Here is a 24229-nt window from a genome sequence, read left to right on the forward strand (position 1 = left end):
TTTCCGGCCGAATCCGCAGGCGGCTTCCCGATTACTTCGATGCCACCGCATCCACCGGCACCGGATTTCCCCAGCCGCCGCCAATCGCTCGAATCAGGCCCACGGCCGATCGCGCCTGTTCGCCGCTCAACTGCACGGCGACCCGTTGCTGCAACAGCACGCTGCGGTCGGCTTCGATCACGTCCAGGTAGCTGATCGAACCTTCGCGGTATTGCGTATGGGACAGCTTGGCGGCGCGGGCCGAGGCTTCCACCGCTGCGTCTTGCGCCTTGGTCTGGTCCGCCAGAATGCGCAGGTTGGCCAGGTTGTCTTCGACTTCGCGGAATGCGTTCAGCACGGTTTGGCGGTAGACGGCCACGTCTTCCTCGTAGACGGCGCGGGCGCGGTCCAGGCCGGCTTGGCGGCGGCCGCCGTCGAAGATGGGCATCGACAGCGCGGCGCCCACCAGCGGACCCAGCAGGAAGGTACGGCTGGACCACTGGAACAGATTGCCCAGGTCCGACGATTCATAGCCAAAGGCTCCCGTGATGTCCAGACGCGGGAAGAAGGCGGACTTGGCGGCGCCAACGCGCGAGTTGGCGGCGGCCATGGCGCGTTCGGCCGCGGCGATGTCCGGGCGGCGTTCCAGCAAGGTCGACGGCAGGCCGGCGGGAATCGACAGCGCAACCTTCTGGATCGGTTGCGGCGGCATCGTGAAGTCCGACGGCGCGCGGCCCAGCAGCACGGCCAGCGCATGCTCGGAGGTGGCGCGGCGGCGGTCGATGCCCAGCGCTTCCGATTGCGCGGAGGCCAGTTCCGCCTTGGCGCGTGCCAGATCCAGTTCGCTGATGTCGCCCGCGTCGTAGCGGCGCTGGATCAGTTGCAGCGTATCGGTACGCAGCTTGACCGTCTGGCGGTACAGCTGCGATTCGGCGTCTTGCTCGCGCACCAGGAAGTAGGTGGTGGCCACGTCGGCCTGCAAGGCCAGCAGCACCGAACGGTACAGCGCTTCGCTCTGCTGGGCATCGGCGGTTGCCGCGTCCGCGGTGGAGGCCACGCGGCCGAACAAGTCGGCCTCGTAAGACACCGCGCCTTGCGCACGCCACGTCGTCACCGGGCTGGTGGACGTGCCGTCAGGCAGGCCTTGCGACACGGCAGACGGGCGCTGGCGGTTGGGACCGAAGGCGGCGTCCAGCGAGGGGAAGAAGCCGGCGCGGGCCTCGCGTTGCAACGCGCGGGACTGGGCCAGGCGGGCGGCGGCGGCTTGCAGGTTCTGATTGGCCTGTTGCGCTTCGTCTTCCAACTGGTTCAGGCCGTCGTCGCCGAATACCTTCCACCAGGCGCCGCGCAGCGCGTCTTCCGACGGTTCGGCGGGCTTCCAGGTGCCGGCTTCAGCGGCGGGCAGGGGGGCTTCCTTGAATGCCGTGGGCGCGGCGGCCGACGGCTTTTCGTAAGTGGGGCCCACCGCGCAGCCGGCCAGCACAAGCAGGACGGCAAGCAGGGCGGAACCACGGGTCAGTCTTTGGATCATGATGAATTCTCTTTGTTGCACGTCCCGTCACCCTGGACGGGACGCACTGGCTGCTCTGATGTCTCGCTGGCCTCAAGCGTGGGGTTGCGTGGCCGGCGGCGCGTTCGGGTCGATGTGCGGCATGCACACGGGCGCTTCATGCGGCGCTGCCGAATGCAGCGTCTTGCTGCCCAGCGAGCGCAACAGCACATAGAACACCGGCGTCAGGAACAGACCGAACAAGGTGACGCCCAGCATGCCGAAGAACACGGCGACCCCCATGGCGTGGCGCATTTCAGAGCCCGCGCCCGAGGACAGCACCAGCGGCACGACCCCCATGATGAACGCGATGGACGTCATCAGGATCGGACGCAGACGCAGGCGGCTGGCCTCGATGGCGGCTTCGAGCGGCGTGCGGCCATTCATCTCCAGCTCGCGGGCGAACTCCACGATCAGAATGGCGTTCTTCGCGGATAGCGCCACCAACACCATCAGGCCGATCTGCGTGAAGATGTTGTTGTCGTTGCCCGTCAGGTAGACGCCCGTCAGCGCAGCCAGGATGCTCATCGGCACGATCAGGATCACGGCCAGCGGCAAGGTCAGGCTTTCGTACAGCGCGGCCAGCACCAGGAACACCAGCAGCACGCTGATCGGGAACACCCACAAACCGGCATTGCCCGCCAGAATCTGCTGATACGTCAGGTCGGTCCATTCAAACTTCACGCCACGCGGCAGCGTTTCGGCGGCGACACGTTCGGCCGCGGCTTGCGCCTGGTCGGACGAATAGCCAGGAGCCGGGCCGCCGTTGATGTCAGCGGCGGTGTAGCCGTTGTAGCGCACCACCATTTCCGGGCCAAAGGTCTGCTTGACTGTCACCAGCGACGACAACGGCACCATGTCGCCCGCCGCATTGCGGGTCTTCAGTTGCAGGATGTCGTCGGCGTGGGCGCGGAACGGCGCGTCGGCTTGCGCACGCACCTGGAACACCCGGCCGAAGCGGTTGAAGTCGTTCACATACATCGAGCCCAGGTAGATCTGCATGGTGTCGAAGACTTCCGTCACCGGCACGCCCAACTGCTTGGCCTTCACGCGGTCCAGATCCACATCCAGCTGTGGCACGTTGATTTCGTAGCTGGAGAACGCCGGGCCCAGTTCAGGAGTTTGGCGGGCTTTTTCCAGGAATGCCTGTTTGGCCTTGTCCAGTTCGGCATATCCCAGGGCGGCGCGATCTTCCAGTTGCAGCTTGAAGCCGCCGAGCGTGCCCAGACCCATCACGGGCGGGGGCGGGAACACGGCAATGAACGAATCCTGGATGGCCGCGAACTTCTGGTTCAGCGACCCCGCGATGGCGTTGCCGGACAGCGCGGCGCCCTTGCGTTCATTAAAGGGCTTCAACGTCACGAACACGATGCCGGCGCTTGAGCTATTGGTGAAGCCGTTGATCGACAGGCCGGGGAAGGCGATGGCCGATTGCACGCCAGGCTCTTTCAGGGCGATGTCGCTCATGCGGCGAATCACGGCTTCCGTGCGGTCCAGCGAGGCGCCGTTGGGCAACTGCGTGAAGCCGATCAGGTACTGCTTGTCCTGCGCGGGCACGAAGCCGCCGGGCACCAGATAGGACACGCCGATCGTGGCGGCCACCAGCACCCCGTACACGCCCATCGCGCCGGCCTTGCGGCGGATCACGCGGGACACACCCGTGCCGTACGACTCGGACGCGCGGCCGAACATGTTGTTGAACCAGTTGAAGAAGCGGCCGAAGACACGGTTCATGCCACGGGTCAGCCAGTCTTGCTTGTCGTGATGGCCCTTGAGCAGCAGGGCCGACAAGGCGGGCGACAAGGTCAGCGAGTTAAAGGCCGAGATCACCGTCGAGATGGCGATGGTCATGGCGAATTGCTTGTAGAACTGGCCGGTCAGGCCCGTCATGAAAGCCAGCGGCACGAACACGGCGCACAACGTCAGCGCGATGGCGATGATGGGGCCGCTGACTTCGCGCATGGCGCGATAGGTCGCATCGCGTGGACTTAAACCCGCCGCGATGTTGCGCTCCACGTTTTCGACCACCACGATGGCGTCGTCCACCACAATCCCGATGGCCAGCACCATCCCGAACAGCGACAAGGCGTTGATGGAATAGCCGAACACCAGCAGCAGCGCGAACGTCCCCACGATGGACACGGGCACGGCCAGCAGCGGGATGATCGACGCGCGCCAGGTTTGCAGGAACAGAATCACCACCAGCACGACCAGCGCGATGGCTTCCAGCAGCGTGTGCACCACGGCTTCGATACTGGAACGCACGAACTGCGTGGGGTCGTATTCAATGCGGTATTCCACGCCCGGCGGGAAGTCTTGCGACAGTTCCGCCATGGCGGCGCGCACCTTGCTGGACACGTCCAGGGCATTGGCGCCGGGCGATTGCATGATGCCCATGCCGACGGCCTGCTTGTTATCCAGCAGCGAGCGCAGACCATATTCCTGCGCATCCAGTTCCACGCGCGCCACGTCGGACAGATGCGTCACGGCGCCGTCGGGCGAGGTTTTCAGGATGATGTCGCGGAACTCTTCTTCGCTTTGCAGGCGGCCACGCGCATTGACGTTCAGTTGCAGCGGCACGTCGCCTTGCGTGGGCGATGCGCCGATGACACCGGCGGCCACCTGCACGTTCTGTTCGCGGATGGCGGCGACCACTTCAGACGCGGTCATGCCACGCTGAGCCACTTTCTGCGGGTCCAGCCAGACGCGCATCGAGTAGTTGCCCGAGCCCCACACCGTCACTTCGCCCACGCCCGTGATGCGGGCCAGGCGATCCTTGACGTTCAGGATCGCGTAGTTGCGCAGGTAGGTGATGTCGTAGCGGTCATTGGGCGAGATCAAGTGCACGACCAGCGTCAGCGTGGGCGAGCTCTTGGCCGTGGTCACGCCCAGGCGCTGCACGTCCGGCGGCAGGCGCGGCAGCGCTTGCGACACGCGGTTCTGCACCAGTTGCTGCGCCTTGTCCGGGTCCACGCCCAGCTTGAAGTTGACCGTCAGGGTCAGGTTGCCGTCGCTGTTGGCCTGCGACTGCATGTACAGCATGTCTTCCACGCCGTTGATGGATTCCTCCAGCGGCGAGGCGACGGTTTCGGCGATGACCTTGGGGTTGGCGCCCGGATACTGCGCGCGCACCACGACCGACGGCGGCACGACTTCCGGGTATTCGGAAATGGGCAGCTGGAACATGGCCAGCAGACCTGCCAGCAAGACCAGGATGGACAACACGCCGGCAAAAATCGGCCGGTCGATGAAGAACTTTGAGATATTCATGAACGTTCTCTGTAGACGCGCAGGCCTTACTTCACTTCGGCCGCGGCGGTCTGGACCGGGGTCGCCTTGGCGGCAACCATGGGTACGACGGTCGGGGCCACGGAGTCGCCAGGACGGATGCGTTGCAGGCCGTTGACGACGATGCGTTCACCGGCGGCAAGCCCGGAATCGACGACGCGCAGGCCTTCCTGGTTGGCGCCCAGCTTCACTTGGCGGTAGACGGCGTGGTTCTTGTCGTCCAGCACCAGCACATAGCGCTTGTCCTGGTCGGTGCCGATGGCTTTTTCGTCGATCAGCACGGCCGAGCGCGGGTCGCTGCCGCCCAGACGGACGCGGGCGTACAGGCCAGGCAGGAGCGAGCCATCGGCGTTGTCGAATTCGGCGCGCACGCGGATCGTGCCCGACGTCGCATCCAGGCGGTTGTCCACCGACTGCACAAAGCCGGTGCGCGAATAGCCTTCCTCGTTGGCCAAGCCCAGCTCGACCGGCACCGAGCCCGCGCGGCCGTTGCGGGCCGGGTTGACGTAGCGCAGGAAGGTCTGTTCATCCACGTCGAAGGAGGCGTACATCTTCGACACCGAAACCAGCGTCGTCAGCGGCACCGACGCGGCGCCTGCCGCGACCACGTTGCCCACGGTGACTTCAGCACGCGACACGCGGCCAGCCACCGGCGCTTCGATGCGGGTGTAACCCAGGTTCAACTTGGCGAAGTCCAGGGCGGCTTGGGCGCCTTGCAGATTGGCGGCGGCTTCGCGCGAGGCGTTCTGCTTTTCCTCGAAGTCGCGGCGGGCGATGGCGTTGTCCGTCAGCAGGCGCTGGCCTCGGGCCAGCTCCGTGGCGGTATACGAGGCGCGGGCCTTGGCGGCCGTCAGGGCGGCGGCGGCGCGGTCCACCTCGGCCGCATAGGGGCGCGGGTCGATGGTGAACAGCACATCGCCCTTCTTGACGATGCTGCCGTCCTGGAAGTGCACGGCGGTCAGGGTGCCAGACACCAGCGGACGGATGTCGACACGGTCGATCGCTTCCAGACGGCCGGAGTAGCGCTGCCAGTCCACGATGGTCTTGCTGACGACTTCGGCCACCTCGACGGGCGTGGCGGTCGGGGCTCCCTGGGCCATGGCGACGTTGCCGCCAGCAGGGCCACGGGTCAGGGCGTAGCCGCCTCCGGCCGCGAGTACGGCGGCAAAGACGACGAGCATAGCGATACGATTGCGCGAAACCATGGTGTTTCCTTGAGTGGTATAGGTGCGAAAGCGCGCTTGTTTGAGCCTGGGGCGGAGGCGGCCGCGGCGATCCGGGGTATGGCAGTCCTCAACATCCGTTGGTGTGGCATTCGGCTATATGCTTAGATGCATATGGTGCAATGCAGCATGCAACAGTGTTGCGTTTCCTGGGCAATGGCGCCTTGGCGGGGCGGGTCACTGCGGTGTCGGAAGCTGAGGATTGACATGCCCTGTGGAGGCGCCGGGAGGCAAGGGCACTTCAAGATGGTTTGCATTCTGAGTGTTTTGCGGGGCCGGATAAACATGTCTATTCCGGCAACACTGTTCGGTGGAAATGACTAATCGGCGGCGAAATCGGGTTATGCTCCGTTCACCCCGACTTATTTGCTCAAAAGGACACCGTCGCCATGGACCGTTTTCAGGCTATGCAGGTGTTTGTGCGCGTCGTGGACGCCAATAGCTTCACTCGGGCGGCCGACAGCCTCTCGCTTCCGCGCACCACCGTCACCACCATCATTCAGAACCTCGAACGCCTGCTGGGCGTGCGCCTGCTCAATCGCACCACGCGCCGTATCGGCCTGACGCCGGATGGCGCGGGCTATTACCAGCATTGCGTGCGCATCCTGGCCGACGTCGAGGAAACCGAGGCCTGTTTCCAGGAAGCGGCCCTGCGCTTGAAGGGCCGGCTGCGCATCGACGTCCCCACGTGCATCGGGCGGCTGATTCTAATTCCGTCATTGTGTGATTTTCACGACAAATACCCGGACGTCGAGCTGGTGCTGGGCTTGGGCGACCGTCCCGTGGATATGGTGCAAGAGGCCGTGGACTGCGTGATTCGCGCGGGCGAGCTGGAAGATTCCAGCCTGGTGGCCCGTCGCATCGGCACCTTGCAGACCGTGACCTGCGCGTCGCCAACCTATGTGGCACGCCACGGCATGCCGCAAACGATCGAAGCCTTGCGCGACCACCACGCGGTGCATTATTTCTCTAGCCGCACCGGCCGCAATTGCGCCTGGGACTTCAAGGTGGACGGCAAGCACCAGGAAGTGGACATGAAGGGTTCGGTGGCGGTGAACGAAGCCGGCGCCTACCTGGATTGCGGCCTGAAGGGTTTCGGGCTGATCCAGACCGCGCGCTACATGGCGTTGCCGCACCTGCAAACCGGCGAATTGATCGAGATCCTGCCGCAGTGGAAGCCTAGCTCCACCGCTATTTCCGTCCTGTATCCGCAAAGCCGGCAGTTGTCACCCAAGGTGCGCGCCTTTGCGGATTGGGTGGCGGAACTGTTTGCCGGTTGCCCGCTGCTGAGCGGTCGCGACGAAACCGATCCGGCGGCGGCCAGTTGTGGTGTCTATCAGCGCCAACTCGGCATGCCCAGCGCCATGGTGCAGCCGCAAGCCGAACCGGCCTTGCTTCAAACGACACCGCCGCGCCGCCGCAGCGCGCGCGAAGAGGCGGCCGAGTACGCCCTGTAAGCGTCTGAGGTGGCGGGCCGGCCGGCCCGCCACGCTGGGCCACCACGGGAAACCCCGTAGTAAATACAGGGCTTGTGTCCCTCGTATTTCTTGAAACGTCTGTATAGTCCGACAGTCAAAGCCTACAACGCCCTTACTGTCGATCCGCTCTATGCAGCCTGTTCTACCCGCTTACCTGATCGCCCGTTGGCTGCTGCTGCTTGTCTTGTTGGCAGGGGTTTACTTCCTTAGTGGCTTCCTCGTTCCAGCGCTTGCCGCGCTGATCATTGGCTTGGCCAGCTGGCCGTTGTACCAGCGGCTGGTGGCACGCTGCGGCGGCCGCACGGCGGTGGCGGCATCGCTGGCGCTGCTGATGGTGGTCGTCGTGCTGATCGTGCCGATGACCTTTGCGCTGTCCTATGCCATCAAGGAAGCCAGCACCTTCTTCGCCTGGGCTATTGCGGCCAACCGCCATGGTGTGGCCGTGCCCAACTGGATCACCTCGATGCCGGCCGTGGGCGAACGGCTGGGCCAGTATTGGGAATCGTATATTGGCCAGCCTCACGCCTTGGGGGCGCTGGTCGAAGCCGTCAGCGGCGAACATCTGGGCAACATCTATCGCATGGTGCTGGCGGCCACGGGCAACGTGTTCCAACTGTTGCTGACCGTGCTCTTCATGCTGATCACGCTGTTCTTTGTCTATAAGGATGGCATCCGCATGGTGGCGCAGCTGGATGTGCTGGGCGAACGCATTCTGCCCGCGCGCTGGCAGCGCTTTTCGCGCGTGGTGCCGGCCACCATCAATTCCACCGTCACCGGCATGGGCCTGATCGCCTTGGGCGAAGGGTTGGTGCTGGGCATTGCGTACTGGGTGGCGGGTGTGCCGTCGCCGGTGTTGCTGGGCGTGGTCACGGGATTCATGGCGTTGATCCCGGGCGGTGCGCCGTTGTCGTTCACGTTGGTGTCGCTGTATCTGGTGGGCTCTGGCCATCTGGTTGCGGGTATCGCGTTGATGGTCTGGGGCAGCGTCGAACTCTTCATCGTCGATAAGACGCTGCGCCCGCGCCTGGTGGGCGGCCCGGTCAAGCTGCCGTTTCTGCCGACGTTCTTCGGCTTGGTGGGCGGCGTGAAGACCATGGGCATCGTGGGGCTGTTTGTCGGCCCGGTGCTGATGGCATTGCTGGTGGCGGTGTGGCGCGAATGGGTGCACCACGAAGTGCAAGAGCGTGACGCGGCCCGCTTGCATCCTCCCGTTGCGCCATCGGTTGAAAAAACACCCCGTGCCTGAGGCCGGCGCACCCGGCGCTTTTGGTAATCTAGCCATCCCCGCGTATACCGGCGCCTGACCCGGTACGCGCCTGCCCCGCCCGCAGACGCTTCGCATACGCCGCGGGGTGTGAGGATCGAGATGTCCGGGTTACTGCCTGATGATCAGATAGCCGTCCTGCGCGAGCAGGGGTTTGTGGTTGCGCGCCAATTCGTTGGCCCCGACCAGGTGGCGGCGCTACGTGCGCTGGCCGAACGCCATTTGCGCGAGCACGTGGCTCCCATCGAATACGAAGCCGATCTGCGCTATCCGGGTGCGCCGGAGTCGCGCGCTGCCGAGGGCGGGCTGACCGTGCGCCGGCTGCTCAATGCCTATGCGCGTGACCCCTTGTTCGCGCAATGGGCGGCCGACCCCCGCATTGCGCAATGGCTGGCCAGTTACTTCGGTGAGCCCGCGGTGTTGTCCACGGTGCATCACAATTGCGTCATGACCAAGCATCCCGCCTATGGCAGTCTGACCGGCTGGCACCAGGACATCCGCTACTGGTCGTTTTCCGATACGGACCTGGTGTCCTGTTGGCTGGCGTTGGGCACGGAAAAGCGCGAGAACGGTGGATTGTCTTTGATCCCGGGTTCGCATGCGGCGGCGTTCACGCCCGACCAGTTCGACGGCCAGAAATTCTTTCGCGACGATGCGCCGCAGAATGCCGATTGGATCGCGCGGGCCGTGTGCCCGGAACTCGAAGCTGGCGACGTGGTGTTCTTCCATTGCCGCACTTTGCATGCGGCGCAGGGCAACCGCAGCGACCGGGTGAAGTTATCGGTGGTGCATACGTATCACCCGCAGTCCTGCCACCCGCTTCCGGGTACGCGATCGGCCTCGCAAGCTGGCGTGCCGCTGGGAAATCTGTCTGTGGGATCGCTCGAAAGTAATTGATATTTGCTATTAATAATTGAATTACAATTAAATTGAGCGCAATACGCGATGATGGGCCGGCATGTACCCTCGTCGTGTTGATTCTTGCGTGGCATCCCTAGAACTCAATAGGCTGTTCCCTGTGCGCAAATTACCCCCAGACGACACGGAAAAACCGCAGGCGCCGACCGAGACCCGGTCTTCGCTATTTGTCGGTTCCACGGAAAAAGCCTTTCAAGTGCTGCATGCGTTTGACGGTTCAAAACGCCATATGACGCTGGCCGATATCGCGCGCGAGTCCGGCCTGGATCGCAGCGCGACCCAGCGCCTGGTTTACACGCTGGAGACGCTGGGCTATTTGCGCCGGATTCCAGATACGCGCAATTACGGCCTGACGCCGAAGGTGCTGCAATTTTCATACAACTACGTGCGCGCGAATGAGTTGATCGACAAGGCGTCGCCGTATCTGCTGGACATCAGCCGGACGTTGGGCGAGACCACGAATCTGCAAGAGCTGGATGGCCACGAGATTGTTTTCGTGGCGCGCTTTCCCGGCCACCATTTGGTGAATGTGGATATCGCGGTGGGTAGTCGTCTGCCGGCGTTTTTCACGGCATCGGGCACGGCTATCCTGTCCCGCCTGTCGGACGAGCAGCGCCGCGAGATCCTGAGCCAGACGCGGCTGGAAGCGATCACGCCCTATACCGAAGTGAATCCCGACAAGCTGCTGGACCGCGTACAGCGAGTGGCGGAGAAGGGTTACGCGATTATCGTGAACGAGACGGTGTTGGGGGATATTTCGGTGGCAGCGCCGGTGATCGATCATCGTGGGCTGGCGGTTGCCGCGATCAATATTTCCGTGCCGACGACACGGTGGACCGTAGCGCGGGTAGAGGCTGAGTTGGCACCCCATGTTCAGGTGGCCGCGACGTCGATCTCCAAGTCCAAGTTCTCGGCGTATTCGAGGTGATTGTTTAGGGCCGTTGTTGCTTGTCTTTCTCGTGGGCGATGTAGCGGGGTGATGGCTTAGGGCTGTTGTTGCTTGTCTTTCTCGTGAGCGAGGTAGCTGGGTGATGGCTTGGGGCTGTTGTTGTTTGTCTTTCTCGGGGGTGATGTAGCGGGACGATTGCTGCGCTTCGTGGCCCGCTCATTGGCACGGGCATCTTGGACGCTCGCGCCCACGATTGCGGTCCGGAGCGTCCGCTCCGGACTGCCCCGTCGTCATCTTCGTCCAGGCCCTTGGCCTTCCCTTCAGATTCCCTCGGGCGCATCGAGGTTGCTCGCGTCCAAGACGCCCATGCCAATGAGCTACCGATGTCTAGGCTTGTAGCGCCGTCAGGTCCGTGCTCAATGACGAGAGGTACGGGGCCCGCCGATTGCGGCCGCGCGGGCGGCCACAATCGGCATACAGGGTCGTGAGACGTCGTGACGGTGCCCGCTTTGCGATATGGGCGAATTCGAGTCCGTGCGACGGGCGCGGGATGTGCGTGAGATGCGCGCGAGATGTGTATTGGATGCGCGGTGGATGTGCGCTGGATGTGCGTTGGATGTGGGTTGGATGTGCGTTGAATGCGCGGTGAATGTGCGCTGGATGTGCGGTGAATGTGCGGTGAATGTGCGGAGGATGGGCGTAGGATGGGTGTAGCGCGGCACATTAAACACAAGAACACCACACCCCATCGCGCGCAACCCATCATCTCCCCAAACCACTCAAGCCCCGCTCAAACCACTCCGCTCAAACCTCCCCGCTCAAACCACCGCGCTCAAACCACCCCGCTCAAACCACCCCTCCCAACCTCTCAAACCACCCCTTCAAATTCCTTCAACAACGGAATCAATTCGCGGCGCAATGCTGCCTGCAACCCATCCGCGGGGGCGACCAACGGGTGCAGCACTGCCGGCGCATCCACGCCAATCAGATCCATCACCGATTTCATCGGCCCGGGATTCGTCTCGGCAAACGCCAGATCCATCAACGGAATCAAACGGCGATGCAATTCCATGGACTCCCTTGTCCGCCCTTCGGAGGCCAGCGCATACACCTTGCGCCACGCTGTCGGCAACAAGCTGGCCGTGACCACGATGCCGCCGCGCGCGCCGGCGGCAAGGTGCACTGGCAGCAGCGTGTCTTCGCCGCTGAAGACAGCAAACGACTCATCCACGCCCGCCACGGTGCGCAGGAAGTGGTACATGTCGGTGTTGCATGCCTTCATGCCGATGATGTTCTGGTGACGCGACAGTTCGTGCAGCACTTCAGGCGCGATGGCGATGCGCGTGCGGTACGGAATTTCGTAGATCATCACGGGCAGCGGCGAGGCGTCGGCGTAGCGCAGGAAGTAGTCGCGGATGCCGGCTTGCGTGGGCGTGGTGTAGTACGGGGTCAGCACCATCAGCGCGTCGGCGCCGGCGTCGGCGAATTCGTGGCCGGCTTGCAGGGCGTCGTGGAAGCCGGGGTCCAGCACGCCCGGAATCACCGGCACGCGGCCTTCGATGGCTTCAACCGTCAGCTTGCACATGCGGATGCGTTCGGCGCGGGCCAGCGCGCCGTATTCGCCCGTGCCGCCTAGCGGCACGATGCCGTCGATGCCTTGTTTGAGCAGGTAGGCGATCAGTGCGCGGGCGGCCGGGACGTTGATGGTGTCATCGGCATTGACCGGGGTCGGGATGGCGGGGAAGACACCGCGTAGATGGGTTGCGTTCAGCATGTTGCGAGAATCCTAAGAGGTAAAACAAACGCGCATGGAATCAGTTGGCCAGGCTGCGGCGGCGCAACCGGTCGGCCAGCCAGATCAGCGCGGCAATGAAGATGAAGAGGCACGTGGAGACGGCGGCGATCACGGGGGAAATCTGCAACGTCACTTCGTCCCAGAATTGCTTGGGCAAGGTGGCGTTCAGGCCGCCGGAGGCAAACAGCGCAATCGTCAGTTCATCGAACGAGGTGGCGAACGCGAACAGGAATGACGACATCAGCCCGGCCCCCAGAATGGGGAACGTCACGAAGCGCAGCGTGGCCCAGGGGCCAGCCCCCAAGCTTTGCGCGGCCAGGTCCAGGCGCGTGTCGTAGTTGCGCAGCACTGCCATCATGGTGATCACCACGTAAGGCACGGCCACGACCGTGTGCGCCAGGATCAAGCCGATCGTGGAACCCACCAGACCGACGCGGGCGAAGAAATAGAACATGCCCACGGCGATGATCATGCGCGGCACGACGATGGGTGACAGCACGAAGGCCAGCATCGCTGATTTGCCGCGCATGTTGGCGCGCACCAGCAGGAAGGCGGCGGGCGTGCCGATCAACATGGCCAGCAGGCCCGTGCCCACGCCCACGATCAGCGAACGGGTAATCGCCTGCATCCAGACGGGCGAGGTGAACATCTGTTCGTACCACTGAAGCGAAAAGCCCTTGGGAGGCCATGTCAGGCCCGAACCCGAGTCAAACGACAGCGGAATCATCAGGAAGGCGGGGGCGCTCAGGAAGGCCAGAATGCCCAGCACCACCCACCACAAGGTGCGCGATTGGCCAGTGCCCGATACCGAACGGCGCAGCCGCTTGGGCAGCAACGCGAACAGGGCATCGGAGATATTGGCCAGCACGGTCAGCACGGCATCGCCGGCGCGGCGGGACAGGCTTTCCTTGCCGGAGGCCCGCACGCGGGTGGACGCGCCGCCGGTCATGGTGGACAGACCCAGCACCTTGTCATAGATGGCGAAGACCACCAGCACCACCACCAGCAGCAACACCGACACCGCGCCGGCGAATTCCCAGTTCATGGTTTGCTGGATCTGGTCGATGATGATCTGCGTGATCATCGTTTCCTTGCGTCCGCCCAGCAGCGCGGGCGTGATGAAGAAGCCGATGGCCGTCACGAACACCATGATGGCTGCGGCCGCGACGCCGGGCATCGACAGCGGGAAGTAGATCTTCCAGAACGCGGTGCCGGGGCGTGCGCCCAGTGTGGAAGCCGCGCGGGGCAGATTGCGGTCGATGTTCTCCATGACGGAAAGCATTGTCAGGACCGCCAGGGGCATCAGCGCATGCACCATGCCGACCAGCACGCTGCCGAAGTTGTAGAGCAGGTTGGCGGGGGCATCCAGAATGCCAAGGGCCTGCAACAGTTGGTTGACCACGCCGTTGCGGCCCAACAGCACCACCCAGGCGAAGGTGCGCACCAGGAAGCTGGTCCAGAACGACAGCAACACCCAGAACAGCAGGGACGTCTTGCGTTTGGCCGACAGGCTGGAGATCAGGTAGGCCACGGGGTAGCCCGCCACCACCGAAAAGAATGTGGTCCATAGCGAGATCTTCAGCGTGATCAGCAGGACGTTCACGTAGACCGACGATTCAAACAGCCGGTGGTATTGCGTCAGGCTGAAGCCTTGTTCGCCAACGACGCTTAATAGCAGCAGCTGGCCAACCGGATAGATCAGCAGCGCCAGCAGCAGCACGACCAGCGGGGCCGCCATCAGGAAATGGCGGCGGCCGGGACTCATGCGTTTGCGGGGAGTGGCAAGGGTTGTCATGCGATTACTCCGCAATGGCCACCGCGTCGGCGGCCTGCCAACTGACTGTCAACGGCTGGCCGATGGCGTATTGCTCGGCCTGACGTTGCGTGGGGTAGGCCACGACAATCGGCGCGGCATCGGTCGTGCCCAAGTCCAGGTACAGCTTGGTCAGGCTGCCCGTCACCATCACGTCCAGCAGTTTTCCGGTGAGCCCGCTTTCGCCCGTTTCGGTGGCGGCGCGCACGCGCAGGTTCTGCGGGCGCAACATCACCGTGACCTTTTGGCCGACCTTGATGGGGGCGCCGTTCGATAGCGCGTGCCCGGTCACGCCTTGATGCGCCAGCGTCACCGACAACGTGTCGCCATCCACGGCGGTGACTTCGCCTTGCAGCAGATTCGATTCACCCAGGAAGTCGGCGACGAACAGCGTGCGAGGGCGGAAGTACAGATCGGCCGGGGTGCCCAGTTGTTCGATCGCGCCGCCGTTCATCAGGCAGATGCGGTCGGACATCGTCATCGCTTCTTCCTGGTCATGGGTGACGTACACGATGGTGGTGCCCAGTTCGCGGTGGATGCGCTTGATCTCCAGCTGCATCTGGTCGCGCAACTTCTTGTCCAGCGCGCCCAGGGGTTCGTCCATCAGAATGATGGCGGGGCGATAGACCATGCAGCGAGCCAGCGCGATGCGCTGCTGCTGGCCGCCAGACAGTTCGCGCGGCAGGCGTGCGGCCACGTGCGGCAGACGCACCATTTCCAGCGCTTCGTGCGCGCGGCGGCGGGCTTCGGCCGCCGGCACCTTGCGCATCTTCAAGGGGAACGCGATGTTCTCCTCGATGCTCATGTGCGGGAACAGCGCGTAGTTCTGGAACACCATGCCGATATCCCGTTCATACGGAGCGCCGTAGGTGACATCGGCGCCGTCGATCAGCACGCGGCCCTCGTCGGGCTGGGCCAGGCCAGCGATCAGGCTCAGCAGGGTGGTCTTGCCGGAACCAGACGGACCCAGCAGGGTCAGGAATTCGCCGCGAGCGACGTCCAGGTGCGTGGGCGCCAAGGCGACGAAGTCGCCGTAGCGTTTGCCCAGGCCCGAGATTTGCAGATTGGAGGAAGACATGGTGTTCATTCAGGAGGAATTACTTCAGGACCCAGCCGTTGAAGCGCTCAAGCACATCGCGCTGCTTGTCCAGCCAATAGGCCGCGTTGATGTGCAGGCCGCTCTTGATGTTGTCGGGGTGGGTCGGGCAGTTGCGTGCGACATCGGCCTTGATGTAGTCGAAGGCGGCGGGTTGCGTGACTCCAGCGGCGAAGTACTCCACCAGCGCGGCCTGGCGCTTGGCGTCGGAGGCGAACTTGATGAATTCGCGGCAGGCATCGGCGTTGGGCGTGCCCTTCAGGATGGACCAGTTGTCGCAACCCCAGATGTTCTGGTCCCAGACGATCTGCACTGGTGCGCCGTTGGCGATGGCGGATTGCGCACGCGACACCCAGGTGGCGATCATGTCGACTTCGCCCGACCCCAGCATCTGTTCCACCTGCGCGCCCGTGTTCCACCACACGTCCACTGATGCCTTGACCTTGTCCAGGCTGGCCAGCGCGCGGTCGATATCGCAGGGATAAACCTTGTCGGTCGGCACGCCGTCGGCCATCAGCGCTTCTTCGATGGTGTCGAACGGGTGCTTGCGCAGGCCGCGGCGGCCGGGGATGTCCTTCACGTTCCAGAAGTCGGCCCACGAGGCAGGGGCGCGGCGGCCCTTGAACGCATCCGTGCGGTAGGCCAGCACCGTCGAGTAGACGTTGTTGCCCACGCCGTAGGGCGACATGTATTGCTTGGGGATGGTGGCCACGACCGGGTCGAATTCCAGGCCGTGCTTTTCCAGGTAGACCTTGCCGCCTTCCGTCAGCATCAGGATGGCGGGCTGGCTGATCTTGGCCATGTCCCAGGTGTAGTTGCCGGTGTCCACCATGCTGCGGATCTGCGCGGTGGGTTCGGCGTTGGCCTGCACGCCGACGACCTGGATGCCGGTGGCTTCCGTGAACGGCTTGTAGAACACGGCGCCATACGCCTTGCTGTAGATGCCGCCGTCGTCGCGTACGACGATGCGCTTGGACGCGGCGCGTGATGGCGTCCAGATCATGGGCATGGCCAGCGCGGCAGCGCCAGCGGCAACGGTTTTCAGCGCGGTGCGGCGCGAAGCGTTGTGGAGGGTCGATTTCATGGAAGACTCCTGCGGGTCAGGGACGACGGATCAAGAACGACGGCTCAGGGCAGCAAGCGGCCGGGGTTGAAAAGATTGGCGGGATCAAAGGTGTGCTTCAGCGCGCGCATCATGGTCAGTTCGACCGGTGACTTGTAGTGCGCCATTTCGGCCAGCGACGTACGGCCCACGCCGTGTTCGGCGCTGAATGTGCCGCCCAGCGCGTCGGCCACGTCGTTGACGGCACGGCGGATGGCGGCGGCCGTGGCGTCGCGGTTGGGCAGTGCGTTCCAGGCATCGAACGTGAAGAAGGGGATGAAGTGCACGTTGCCGTCGCCCAGATGCGCCACGATCAGCACCGGCAGGTCGGGAACCAGGCGGCGCACGGCGGCCGTGGCTTCGTCGATGAAGCGCGGCACGCTTGAAACCGGCACGGCGCTGTCGGTGGTCAGGCCCACGCCCGCTTTCTTATTGCCTTCCGACACACTGTGGCGGACTTCCCAAAGCGCGGCGCGTTGCGTGTCGTTGCTGGCCACGACCGCGTCGTTCAGCAAGCCCAGTTCAGAGGCTTGCTCCAGGATCTGTTGCAGCAGGTCCTGCAATCCGGCGCCGCTGCCGGTGTCGGACAGTTCAACCAGTACATGCCAGGGATGCGCGCCAGCCAGCGGATTCTTGCGGCCTGGCACGTGCGTCATCACGATATCCAGCTGGTTGCTGTCGATCATTTCAAACGCTGACAGGCGCGAGCCGCAAGCGCGTTGGAACAGGCCAAGGATCTCCAGCGCGGCCTGCGGGCTGTTCGGCGCCAACCAGGCGACCGCGTGGTCGGTGGGTAGCGGATGCAGTTTCAGCACGGCGGCGGTGACGATGCCCATCGTGCCTTCGGCGCCGATGAACAGGTGTTTCAAGTCAAAGCCGGTATTGTTCTTGCGCAGTGCCGTCAGGCCGTTCCAGATGGCGCCGTCGGGCAGCACGACTTCCAGGCCCAGGATGTTGTCGCGCGTGTTGCCGTAGCGCAGCACGCCCGTGCCGCCGGCATTGGTGGCGATGGTGCCGCCAATCTGGCATGAGCCTTCGGCGCCCAGGCTGATCGGGTAGAGCCTGCCTTCGGCGGCGGCGGCGTCCTGCACCGTGGCCAGCACGCAGCCGGCCTCGACTTCCATGGAATTGTTTGCGGCATCGACCCGGCGGATGCGGCGCATGCGTGCCAGATTCACGATGACGGGCGGCTTGCCGCTGGCGTCCGGCACGGCGCCGCCGCACAGGCTGGTGTTGCCGCCCTGCGGCAGCACCGGCGTGGCGTGCGCATTGCACAGAAGAACGATGTCGGCGACCTGCTGCGTGTTGCCGGGCAGGGCGACGCACAACGCCGGACCCTTGTAGCGGCCGCGCCAGTCTTCGGTGTAGCCGGCGGTATCGGCGTCGGAATGAAGGATGGCGTCCGCGCCCAGGGCCTGGGTCAACGCTTCTAGCAGGGTGATGCCGTTGGTCATGTCTGTGATCCCGAATGGGGCTCGGAGATCGACGGAACGCCGAGCGCATTGAGGCACAGCATACGATTACTTAAATCGCTTTTCGATTTGAATAATCGTATTTCAATCGATTCAAGGGTATGTACTAGGGATGAATCGGTCTGATTTGCAGCACGCGGCGTGCCGCGCGGCCAAGCCCTGCAAGGCTTGATCGGATCCTAGTGGCCATTCCCGATTGCGATTTTCAAAATGATCGAAATACAATCATATCGTGCGAAATACAATTCTATTTGACTCCCGCAAATCAAGGAAGGGACATGTTTCCCAGCGTGATGGAGTACCGGCGGCAGGCGCAAAGACGGCTGCCCCGGCTGGCGTTTGATTACCTGGAGGGTGGGGCGGAAGACGGGCATGCGCTGACGCGGAATCGCGCGGCCTATGCCGATCTGGAATTCCGCCCGGACGTGTTGGTCGATGTGTCGGACTGCCATCTGGACGTGCCCGTCCTGGGCGCGCGGGCGGCCATGCCGGCCATTGTCGGCCCCACTGGCTTGAACGGGTTGTTCTGGCCGGAAGCCGATGTGCATCTGGCGCGCGCGGCGCATCAGGCGGGCCTGCCGTTCGTCTTGTCCACGGCGTCGACCTCGCTGCTGGAAGACGTGCGTGCGGCCACACCCGGCGAACTCTGGCTGCAACTGTATGTGCAGCGTGATCGCCGCATCGCCGAACATCTGATGGACCGCGCCTGGCAGAACGGCTACACCGTGCTGTTCCTGACGGTGGACGTGCCGGTGCACGGCAATCGCGACCATGACAAGCGCAATGGCTTCCAGTTGCCGCTGCGGCCGTCGCGCCGTTTGTTGCTGGATCTGGCGACGCATCCAGGCTGGTGCTGGCGCATGCTGCGCCATGGCGGGCCGCAGTTGAAGAACTTGGCCGTCAGTTCCAACGCGCGCGAGAACATCACCGAGCAGGCCTCCGCGCTAAGCCGCCAGATGGACCTGGCGCTAAGCTGGAACGACGTGGCCTGGCTGCGTCGGCATTGGCGTGGCCGCATCGTCATCAAGGGCATCCAGGGCTTGGCCGATGCGCGGCGCGCGCAGGCGCATGGCGTGGACGGCATCGTGCTGTCGAACCACGGCGGACGTCAGCTGGAAAGCGCGCCGTGCCCGCTTGAGGTGCTGCCCGACGTTGCGGCGGAGCTCGGGCAGTCGCTGGAAATCCTGGTGGATGGCGGCGTGCGGCGTGGCAGCGATATCGCCAAGGCCGTGGCGCTTGGTGCGCGCGCCGTCCTGCTGGGCCGTGCGCCGTTGTATGGCTTGGCGGGCCGTGGCCCGGCTGGCGCGCGGGAAGTGCTGGCGATCTTGCGCACTGAGCTAGAAAATACGCTAAGGCTGCTGGGCCGCACTCGCATCGGCGCGTTGGATGCCGCAGCGGTGCGCAAGCGTTTAATCCCGTCTTGAAGTCATTCTTTTTGGAATCAGAGCAACATGCGTGAAAAGATCGTTTTCGTCGGCGGCGGCAACATGGCCTCCGCCATCATCGATGGCCTGCTCAAACAGGGTCGTGATCTGGCTGACTTCCTGGTGATCGAACCGTACGCGCCCACGCGCGACGCCTTGGCCGCTCGCGGCCTGACCTGCCGCGCAAGCGTGGGCCCGGAAATCGGCGATGCCACATTGTGCGTGCTGGCCACCAAGCCGCAGGTCCTGCGCGAGGCCTGCGCACAGCTTCATCAATATCTGCCGGCCGCCTCCACGGTGGTCAGCATCGCGGCAGGTGTGGAATTGGCCTCGCTGACGCAATGGCTGGGGGGGCATGCGCGCATTGTGCGCGCCATGCCGAACACGCCGGCCAAGGTGGGCTTGGGCATGACGGGCTTGTACGCCACGCCGGCTTGCGGCGCGGTTGAGCGCAATCGGGTCGATGCGTTGTTCGCCGCCGTGGGCGACCGTATCTGGACCGACAGCGAAGCCATGATCGATGCGGTGACTGCCGTGACGGGCAGCGGGCCAGGCTATGTCTTTCACTTCATGGCGGCTATGGAGCAGGGGGCGCGGGAGCTGGGTTTTTCCGCTGCTGATGCGCGCCGACTGGCCGTGTCCGCTTTTCGCGGGGCTGCCGAACTTGCCGCCAGCGATGCGGTGCCGCTTACCGAATTGCAGGATCGTGTCACGTCAAAAGGCGGCACCACTTACGCCGCCTTGTCGCATATGCGTGAAGCCGGTGTTGCCGATGCGATCACGCAAGCGGTCCACAAGGCGCAACAGCGCGCGCGCGAATTGTCGGCGGGATAAGCCGCGCGGGCGGCTGGTTCAGCGCCGACGCCCAAGCCACCACAGCAGCAGGACCGACGCCGCGATTGCCGCCACGTTGAACTGCATGGCCGACGCAAAGGCGCTGGCGTACCGCGTGGGGGCGTCGGCGTCGGCATTCGCCTGCAACGTGCCGCCAAACAACATGCCTGCCGCCGACACGCCCAATGCGGCGCCGACTTGCTGCAAGGTCGACACCACACCGGCCGCCATGCCCGCCTGGCGGTCTTCAACCAGCCCCAGCACCAGGTTCACCAGCGGGGTGTTGACCGCGCCTTGCGCGGCGCCCAGCCACACCAGCGCCGGCACCAGCGACCATGGCGCCAACGCCGCGCCTGCAATGCTCACCTGCGCCATCAACGCCGCCGTGGCCCCGCCATACAGCAGCGCGGCCAGTGCGATGGCGCCCGTGCCAAAGCGTGCCACCAACCAGGGCGCTGCCATCGACCCCGCGACAAAGCCCACGCTGGCGGGGGCGAAGATCAGGCCGGCGGTCAACGCATCCAGTCCGAAGCCTGTCTGCACCAACAGGGCGTAGCAAAGAAACATCGCGCTGGCGGTAGAGAACACCAGCATCACCAACAGGCAGCCGGCGGCAAATCGCGGTTGTGCCAGCAACGCCATGTCGACGAGCGGGACGCCGCCCCGGGACCGTACGCGGCGTTGCATGCGCACGAACTGCGCCAGCAGCATGGCCGCCGCGCCACCGGAGGCGATGGTCCAGGCAGGCCAATGCCGTGCCGGCCCTTCAATCAACGCCAGCAGCAGCATGGCCAGGCCCGCGCCCACCAGGACCGCGCCGGGCCAGTCCATCGACGCGCCCGAGGCTTCGCGGGATTCGGGGATATGGCGGGCCAGTCGCCAGGCCAGCAGGCCCAGAGGCACATTGATCAGGAAGATGGTGCGCCACGCCAGGCCGAACACGTCGGCATGCACGATCCAGCCGCCCAGCACCTGGCCGGCAATGGCCGCCAACCCCAACGTCATGCCCATCAGGCCGAACGCGCGCCGCCGCGCGTGGCCGTCGTAGCTGACGCGGATCAGCGCGTACACCTGCGGAAACAGCATGGCAGCCGCCACGCCTTGCAGGATGCGTGCGCCGATCAGGGTGTCGGCCGTGGGCGCCAGTCCACATAGGGCCGATGCCAGCGCGAACCCGACCATGCCCAGCATGAACAAGCGGCGGCGGCCGTGACGGTCGCCCAGCCGGCTGCCGGCGATCAGCAGGACGCCATACGCCATCTCGTAGGCGGCAATGATGAAATTGATCTGCGCGAAGCTGGCCGACAGCGTGCTCTGCATGCTGGGAATGGCAACGTTCACCACGAACAGGTCGAAGATGGTGATGAAGCCGCCCGACAGCAGCACGGCCAGGCCCAGCGGGCTGAGCGTGGGGGCGCCGGGTGCGCGTTCGGCGCGTGCGGCAGGCAGGGTGGTGGAGGTCATGAATGCGCCATCGGAAACAGGATTGGCGCTATTCTGGGCGGACCTTTAGCCTTATACAATTTAGCTGTTTATGCTATTACTGGCTGCAATAGCCTACTCACGGCCATGCCGATTTCACGCCTGATGACTGATACCGCAGCCCCTCACCGCCTGGACCGCACCCGTGCGGATCTGTCTGAATTTCTGCGTTTGCGCCGCGAACGTCTTAGCCCCACGGACTTGGGTTTGCCAGCGGGTGGCCGTCGTCGCACCCCTGGGCTGCGCCGCGAGGAAGTCGCCGCGTTGGCCGGCGTCGGGCTGGCCTGGTACACCTGGTTTGAACAGGGGCGCAACATCAGCGTGTCGGCCACCTTTCTTGAAAACCTGGCCCGCGTGCTGAAGTTGGATGCCGCCGAGCGCCGTCATCTGTATCTGCTTGCCCATCAACGTCCTCCGGCTGAAGCCGGGCGCACCTGGTGCACCGTGCCGCCGCAAGTGCGCCGGTTGATGGACGATCTGCCCGCGCGGCCCGCCTATATCCTGAATCTGCGTTGGGACGTCGTGGTGTGGAATGCCGCCGCCGATCATGTCTTCGATTTTTCGGCGCAAGCGCCCGGCCGCCGCAATCTTCTGTGGATGCTGTTCACCGTGCCCGCGATGCGGCAGGTGTTCGTGGACTGGCACGCGCAAGCGCCCGCCATGTTGTCCACCTTCCGGCGCGATTTCGCCAGCGCGGCGGGCGTGCCCGACATTGCGGAACTGGTGGATGAATTGGAAAGGGTGTCGCCGGATTTCAAGGGCTGGTGGCGTGAGCACGACGTGCATGGCGCTTGCATGGGCCAGCGCAAATTGCATGTGGAATCGCTGGGCGATGTGGCGTTTGAGCACGCCACCTTGTCGGTGGATGAAAGCCGCCATCTGCGTTTGGTGGTGTACGCGCCGGCGCCCGAAGAGCCGCGCGCCGGGGACTTTGCACGCTGGCTGCAAGCACGCACGGACGGGGCGGGTACCGCCTTGCGTGGTTCCAGGGAATAAACGCCGCGCTTGACGTCTGGATTTTTGCGGGTGTATCGTAAGATATATATCTAAAGATACATCTTAAGAGCTAATCCATGCGCCATTCCCATTCTCACCACGGCCATCACGGCCACCATGGCCACGCCATGCATCACGCCCATCATTCCCACCATCACCACCATGCCGCCGCGGGCGGCGACTGGTTTTCGGGTCCGCCCGACGGCCGGGGTGACGCCGATGGCTTTGGCGGCGACGGGCGCGGCTTCACGCGCGGCCGCCGTGTGTCCGCCGACGATCTGCAACTGATGCTGCTGGGCCTGCTGGAACAAAACCCCAGCCACGGCTACGAGCTCATCAAGGCATTGGGCACCCTTAGCAACGGCTTCTACACGCCCAGCCCGGGCATGGTGTATCCCGCGCTGACCTATCTGGAAGAGTTGGGCTATGCCACCGTCGAGCAAGACGGCGCCAAGAAGCGCTACCACCTGGCCGAACCGGGCAAGGCGCACCTGCAAGCCAACCGCGATCGCTTGTCCATGATGTTCAACCGCTTCAAGCACATCGCCCGCAAGATGGACTGGATGCGCCAGGCCTGGAGCGGCGAACCCCGCAACCTGGGGCCGGAAGGCGAAGACGTGCGCACCGGCTGGTTGCCCGAATTCGTGGATGCCCGCCACGCGCTCCGCCATGCGCTGCTGGAACGCACCGACGCGACGCCTGCCGAACAACGGCGTATCGCGGCCATCCTGGCGCGCGCCACGGCAGAAATCAACGGCAAGCCCTGTGCTTGATCCTGTCCCCCCGAATCCTGGAGTTTTGATGACCCGTAGCGACCTGAACGTGGAGCGCGTGCGCCACAACCTGAAGATGCGCGTATTGACCGTGACGCACATTGAGCGCGTCGCGGGCCTGCTGGCCCGCATCACCTTCACCGGCGACGACCTGGACGATTTCGTGTCCGCTTCGTTCGACGATCACGTGAAGCTTTTCTTCCCCGCCGACCCTTCGCAACCGCTGGCACTGCCCACGGTTGGCCCCGATGGCGTCAAGTTTCCCGAAGGCGTGCCCAAGCCGGCCGCCCGCGACTACACGCCGCGCCGCTTTGACGCCGCCGCGCGCGAATTGATCATTGAATTCGTCTTGCATGGCGATGGCCCCGCATCCACCTGGGCCGAGCAGGCCGCGCCGGGCCAGACGCTGGGCATCGGCGGCCCGCGCGGATCGTTCGTGGTGCCCACGGGGTTTGATTGGCACGTGCTGATCGGTGACGAAACCGCGTTGCCCGCCATTGCCCGCCGCCTTGAGGAACTGCCCGCTGCGGCAGAGGCGCTGGTGTTGATTGAAGTGCCTTCCGCCGCCAACCAGATCCCGCTGCCGTCGGCGGCTCGCGCATCCATACGCTGGCTACATCGCGACGGTACCGCGCCGGGCTACAGCACGCTGCTGCTGGAAGCGGCGCGCGAGTTGTCGCTGCCGGCAGGCGAGGGCTATGTGTGGGTCGCGGCCGAATCCGCCACCGCCAAGGCCGTGCGTGAAATCATGGTGGCGCAGCATGGCGTCGACAAGACGCGCATCCGCGCCGCCAGCTACTGGAAGCGCGGCGCCGTGGCGGTGCATGAATCGCACGACGACTGATCACCGCGGA

Annotated in this window: 18 protein-coding genes; 9 read left to right on the forward strand and 9 right to left on the reverse strand. The window is 64.5% G+C overall.

Going from position 1 to position 24229, the window contains the following annotated elements:
* Nucleotides 1-31 precede the first annotated feature (31 nt).
* From HV753_RS12160 to HV753_RS12170, 3 genes are all read right to left on the reverse strand, one after another.
* Entirely contained in the window at nucleotides 32-1510 is a 1479-nt protein-coding gene (locus tag HV753_RS12160) for an efflux transporter outer membrane subunit (protein ID WP_175174752.1), read from the reverse strand.
* Nucleotides 1511-1582: 72 nt separating this feature from the next.
* Nucleotides 1583-4798: an efflux RND transporter permease subunit gene (locus tag HV753_RS12165; protein ID WP_175174753.1), complete on the reverse strand. Its 3216-nt coding sequence runs from the start codon at nucleotides 4796-4798 to the stop codon at nucleotides 1583-1585.
* 26 nt (nucleotides 4799-4824) lie between these two features.
* Nucleotides 4825-6021 carry an efflux RND transporter periplasmic adaptor subunit gene (locus HV753_RS12170; RefSeq protein WP_175174754.1) on the reverse strand — a complete coding sequence of 399 codons (1197 nt, stop codon included), beginning with the start codon at nucleotides 6019-6021 and terminating at the stop codon, nucleotides 4825-4827.
* A gap of 407 nt (nucleotides 6022-6428) precedes the next feature.
* Here HV753_RS12170 and HV753_RS12175 point away from each other — a divergent pair, with 407 nt between their 5' ends.
* The 4 genes from HV753_RS12175 (at nucleotide 6429) to HV753_RS12190 (ending at nucleotide 10627) form a co-directional block, all read left to right on the forward strand.
* Complete coding sequence (locus tag HV753_RS12175) at nucleotides 6429-7496, forward strand: LysR family transcriptional regulator (RefSeq protein WP_175174755.1); 1068 nt, start codon at nucleotides 6429-6431, stop codon at nucleotides 7494-7496.
* Nucleotides 7497-7647: 151 nt separating this feature from the next.
* Nucleotides 7648-8763, forward strand: coding sequence for an AI-2E family transporter (locus tag HV753_RS12180; RefSeq protein ID WP_175174756.1), 1116 nt, complete (start codon nucleotides 7648-7650; stop codon nucleotides 8761-8763).
* Nucleotides 8764-8883: 120 nt separating this feature from the next.
* The gene (locus HV753_RS12185) at nucleotides 8884-9678 is read left to right on the forward strand and encodes a phytanoyl-CoA dioxygenase family protein (RefSeq protein ID WP_175174757.1); all 795 of its coding nucleotides are present in this window, start codon (nucleotides 8884-8886) and stop codon (nucleotides 9676-9678) included.
* A 121-nt stretch (nucleotides 9679-9799) separates the two neighbouring features.
* Nucleotides 9800-10627 (forward strand): IclR family transcriptional regulator, encoded by an 828-nt coding sequence (locus tag HV753_RS12190; RefSeq protein WP_175174758.1) that lies wholly within the window; start codon nucleotides 9800-9802, stop codon nucleotides 10625-10627.
* Between the two features lie 829 nt (nucleotides 10628-11456).
* Here HV753_RS12190 and dapA read toward each other — a convergent pair.
* Genes dapA through HV753_RS12215 form a run of 5 tightly spaced genes read right to left on the reverse strand, consistent with a single transcriptional unit; the run spans nucleotide 11457 to nucleotide 17848 of the window.
* Nucleotides 11457-12362: a 4-hydroxy-tetrahydrodipicolinate synthase gene (gene dapA / locus HV753_RS12195; RefSeq protein ID WP_175174759.1), complete on the reverse strand. Its 906-nt coding sequence runs from the start codon at nucleotides 12360-12362 to the stop codon at nucleotides 11457-11459.
* A gap of 40 nt (nucleotides 12363-12402) precedes the next feature.
* Complete coding sequence (locus HV753_RS12200) at nucleotides 12403-14178, reverse strand: ABC transporter permease subunit (protein ID WP_175174760.1); 1776 nt, start codon at nucleotides 14176-14178, stop codon at nucleotides 12403-12405.
* A gap of 4 nt (nucleotides 14179-14182) precedes the next feature.
* Nucleotides 14183-15274, reverse strand: a complete 1092-nt coding sequence (locus tag HV753_RS12205) for an ABC transporter ATP-binding protein (RefSeq protein WP_175174761.1) — start codon at nucleotides 15272-15274, stop codon at nucleotides 14183-14185.
* Nucleotides 15275-15293: 19 nt separating this feature from the next.
* Nucleotides 15294-16376, reverse strand: coding sequence for an ABC transporter substrate-binding protein (locus HV753_RS12210; RefSeq protein WP_175174762.1), 1083 nt, complete (start codon nucleotides 16374-16376; stop codon nucleotides 15294-15296).
* Nucleotides 16377-16420: 44 nt separating this feature from the next.
* The gene (locus HV753_RS12215) at nucleotides 16421-17848 is read right to left on the reverse strand and encodes an FAD-binding oxidoreductase (protein ID WP_175174763.1); all 1428 of its coding nucleotides are present in this window, start codon (nucleotides 17846-17848) and stop codon (nucleotides 16421-16423) included.
* A gap of 296 nt (nucleotides 17849-18144) precedes the next feature.
* On the opposite strand from HV753_RS12215, the gene HV753_RS12220 reads away from it, so the two are divergent.
* Entirely contained in the window at nucleotides 18145-19290 is a 1146-nt protein-coding gene (locus tag HV753_RS12220; protein WP_175174764.1) for an alpha-hydroxy acid oxidase, read from the forward strand.
* Nucleotides 19291-19317: 27 nt separating this feature from the next.
* Complete coding sequence (gene proC, locus HV753_RS12225) at nucleotides 19318-20124, forward strand: pyrroline-5-carboxylate reductase (RefSeq protein WP_175174765.1); 807 nt, start codon at nucleotides 19318-19320, stop codon at nucleotides 20122-20124.
* An 18-nt stretch (nucleotides 20125-20142) separates the two neighbouring features.
* Here the strand turns inward: proC and HV753_RS12230 are convergent, their stop codons facing one another.
* Entirely contained in the window at nucleotides 20143-21588 is a 1446-nt protein-coding gene (locus tag HV753_RS12230) for an MFS transporter (protein ID WP_175174766.1), read from the reverse strand.
* 123 nt (nucleotides 21589-21711) lie between these two features.
* On the opposite strand from HV753_RS12230, the gene HV753_RS12235 reads away from it, so the two are divergent.
* From HV753_RS12235 to HV753_RS12245, 3 genes are all read left to right on the forward strand, one after another.
* The gene (locus HV753_RS12235) at nucleotides 21712-22602 is read left to right on the forward strand and encodes a helix-turn-helix transcriptional regulator (RefSeq protein ID WP_175174767.1); all 891 of its coding nucleotides are present in this window, start codon (nucleotides 21712-21714) and stop codon (nucleotides 22600-22602) included.
* 128 nt (nucleotides 22603-22730) lie between these two features.
* A complete protein-coding gene (locus HV753_RS12240; protein WP_425485897.1) occupies nucleotides 22731-23375 on the forward strand; it encodes a PadR family transcriptional regulator in 645 nt (214 codons plus the stop codon).
* Nucleotides 23376-23403: 28 nt separating this feature from the next.
* Nucleotides 23404-24219, forward strand: coding sequence for a siderophore-interacting protein (locus HV753_RS12245; RefSeq protein WP_175174768.1), 816 nt, complete (start codon nucleotides 23404-23406; stop codon nucleotides 24217-24219).
* The last annotated feature ends 10 nt before the right edge of the window (nucleotides 24220-24229 follow it).

The sequence above is a fragment of the Achromobacter pestifer genome (genome assembly GCF_902859625.1).
Taxonomy (GTDB): Bacteria; Pseudomonadota; Gammaproteobacteria; order Burkholderiales; family Burkholderiaceae_B; genus Achromobacter; species Achromobacter pestifer.

Excerpts from the sequence above, each read along its gene's own strand:
- proC (WP_175174765.1), top strand. The coding sequence starts at position 19,318 with ATGCGTGAAAAGATCGTTTTCGTCGGCGGCGGCAACATGGCCTCCGCC.
- HV753_RS12205 (WP_175174761.1), bottom strand. The coding sequence starts at position 15,274 with ATGTCTTCCTCCAATCTGCAAATCTCGGGCCTGGGCAAACGCTACGGC.
- HV753_RS12200 (WP_175174760.1), bottom strand. The coding sequence starts at position 14,178 with ATGACAACCCTTGCCACTCCCCGCAAACGCATGAGTCCCGGCCGCCGC.
- HV753_RS12230 (WP_175174766.1), bottom strand. The coding sequence starts at position 21,588 with ATGACCTCCACCACCCTGCCTGCCGCACGCGCCGAACGCGCACCCGGC.
- HV753_RS12180 (WP_175174756.1), top strand. The coding sequence starts at position 7,648 with ATGCAGCCTGTTCTACCCGCTTACCTGATCGCCCGTTGGCTGCTGCTG.
- HV753_RS12240 (WP_425485897.1), top strand. The coding sequence starts at position 22,731 with ATGCATCACGCCCATCATTCCCACCATCACCACCATGCCGCCGCGGGC.
- HV753_RS12210 (WP_175174762.1), bottom strand. The coding sequence starts at position 16,376 with ATGAAATCGACCCTCCACAACGCTTCGCGCCGCACCGCGCTGAAAACC.
- dapA (WP_175174759.1), bottom strand. The coding sequence starts at position 12,362 with ATGCTGAACGCAACCCATCTACGCGGTGTCTTCCCCGCCATCCCGACC.
- HV753_RS12170 (WP_175174754.1), bottom strand. The coding sequence starts at position 6,021 with ATGGTTTCGCGCAATCGTATCGCTATGCTCGTCGTCTTTGCCGCCGTA.
- HV753_RS12165 (WP_175174753.1), bottom strand. The coding sequence starts at position 4,798 with ATGAATATCTCAAAGTTCTTCATCGACCGGCCGATTTTTGCCGGCGTG.
- HV753_RS12160 (WP_175174752.1), bottom strand. The coding sequence starts at position 1,510 with ATGATCCAAAGACTGACCCGTGGTTCCGCCCTGCTTGCCGTCCTGCTT.
- HV753_RS12185 (WP_175174757.1), top strand. The coding sequence starts at position 8,884 with ATGTCCGGGTTACTGCCTGATGATCAGATAGCCGTCCTGCGCGAGCAG.
- HV753_RS12245 (WP_175174768.1), top strand. The coding sequence starts at position 23,404 with ATGACCCGTAGCGACCTGAACGTGGAGCGCGTGCGCCACAACCTGAAG.
- HV753_RS12235 (WP_175174767.1), top strand. The coding sequence starts at position 21,712 with ATGACTGATACCGCAGCCCCTCACCGCCTGGACCGCACCCGTGCGGAT.
- HV753_RS12220 (WP_175174764.1), top strand. The coding sequence starts at position 18,145 with ATGTTTCCCAGCGTGATGGAGTACCGGCGGCAGGCGCAAAGACGGCTG.
- HV753_RS12215 (WP_175174763.1), bottom strand. The coding sequence starts at position 17,848 with ATGACCAACGGCATCACCCTGCTAGAAGCGTTGACCCAGGCCCTGGGC.
- HV753_RS12175 (WP_175174755.1), top strand. The coding sequence starts at position 6,429 with ATGGACCGTTTTCAGGCTATGCAGGTGTTTGTGCGCGTCGTGGACGCC.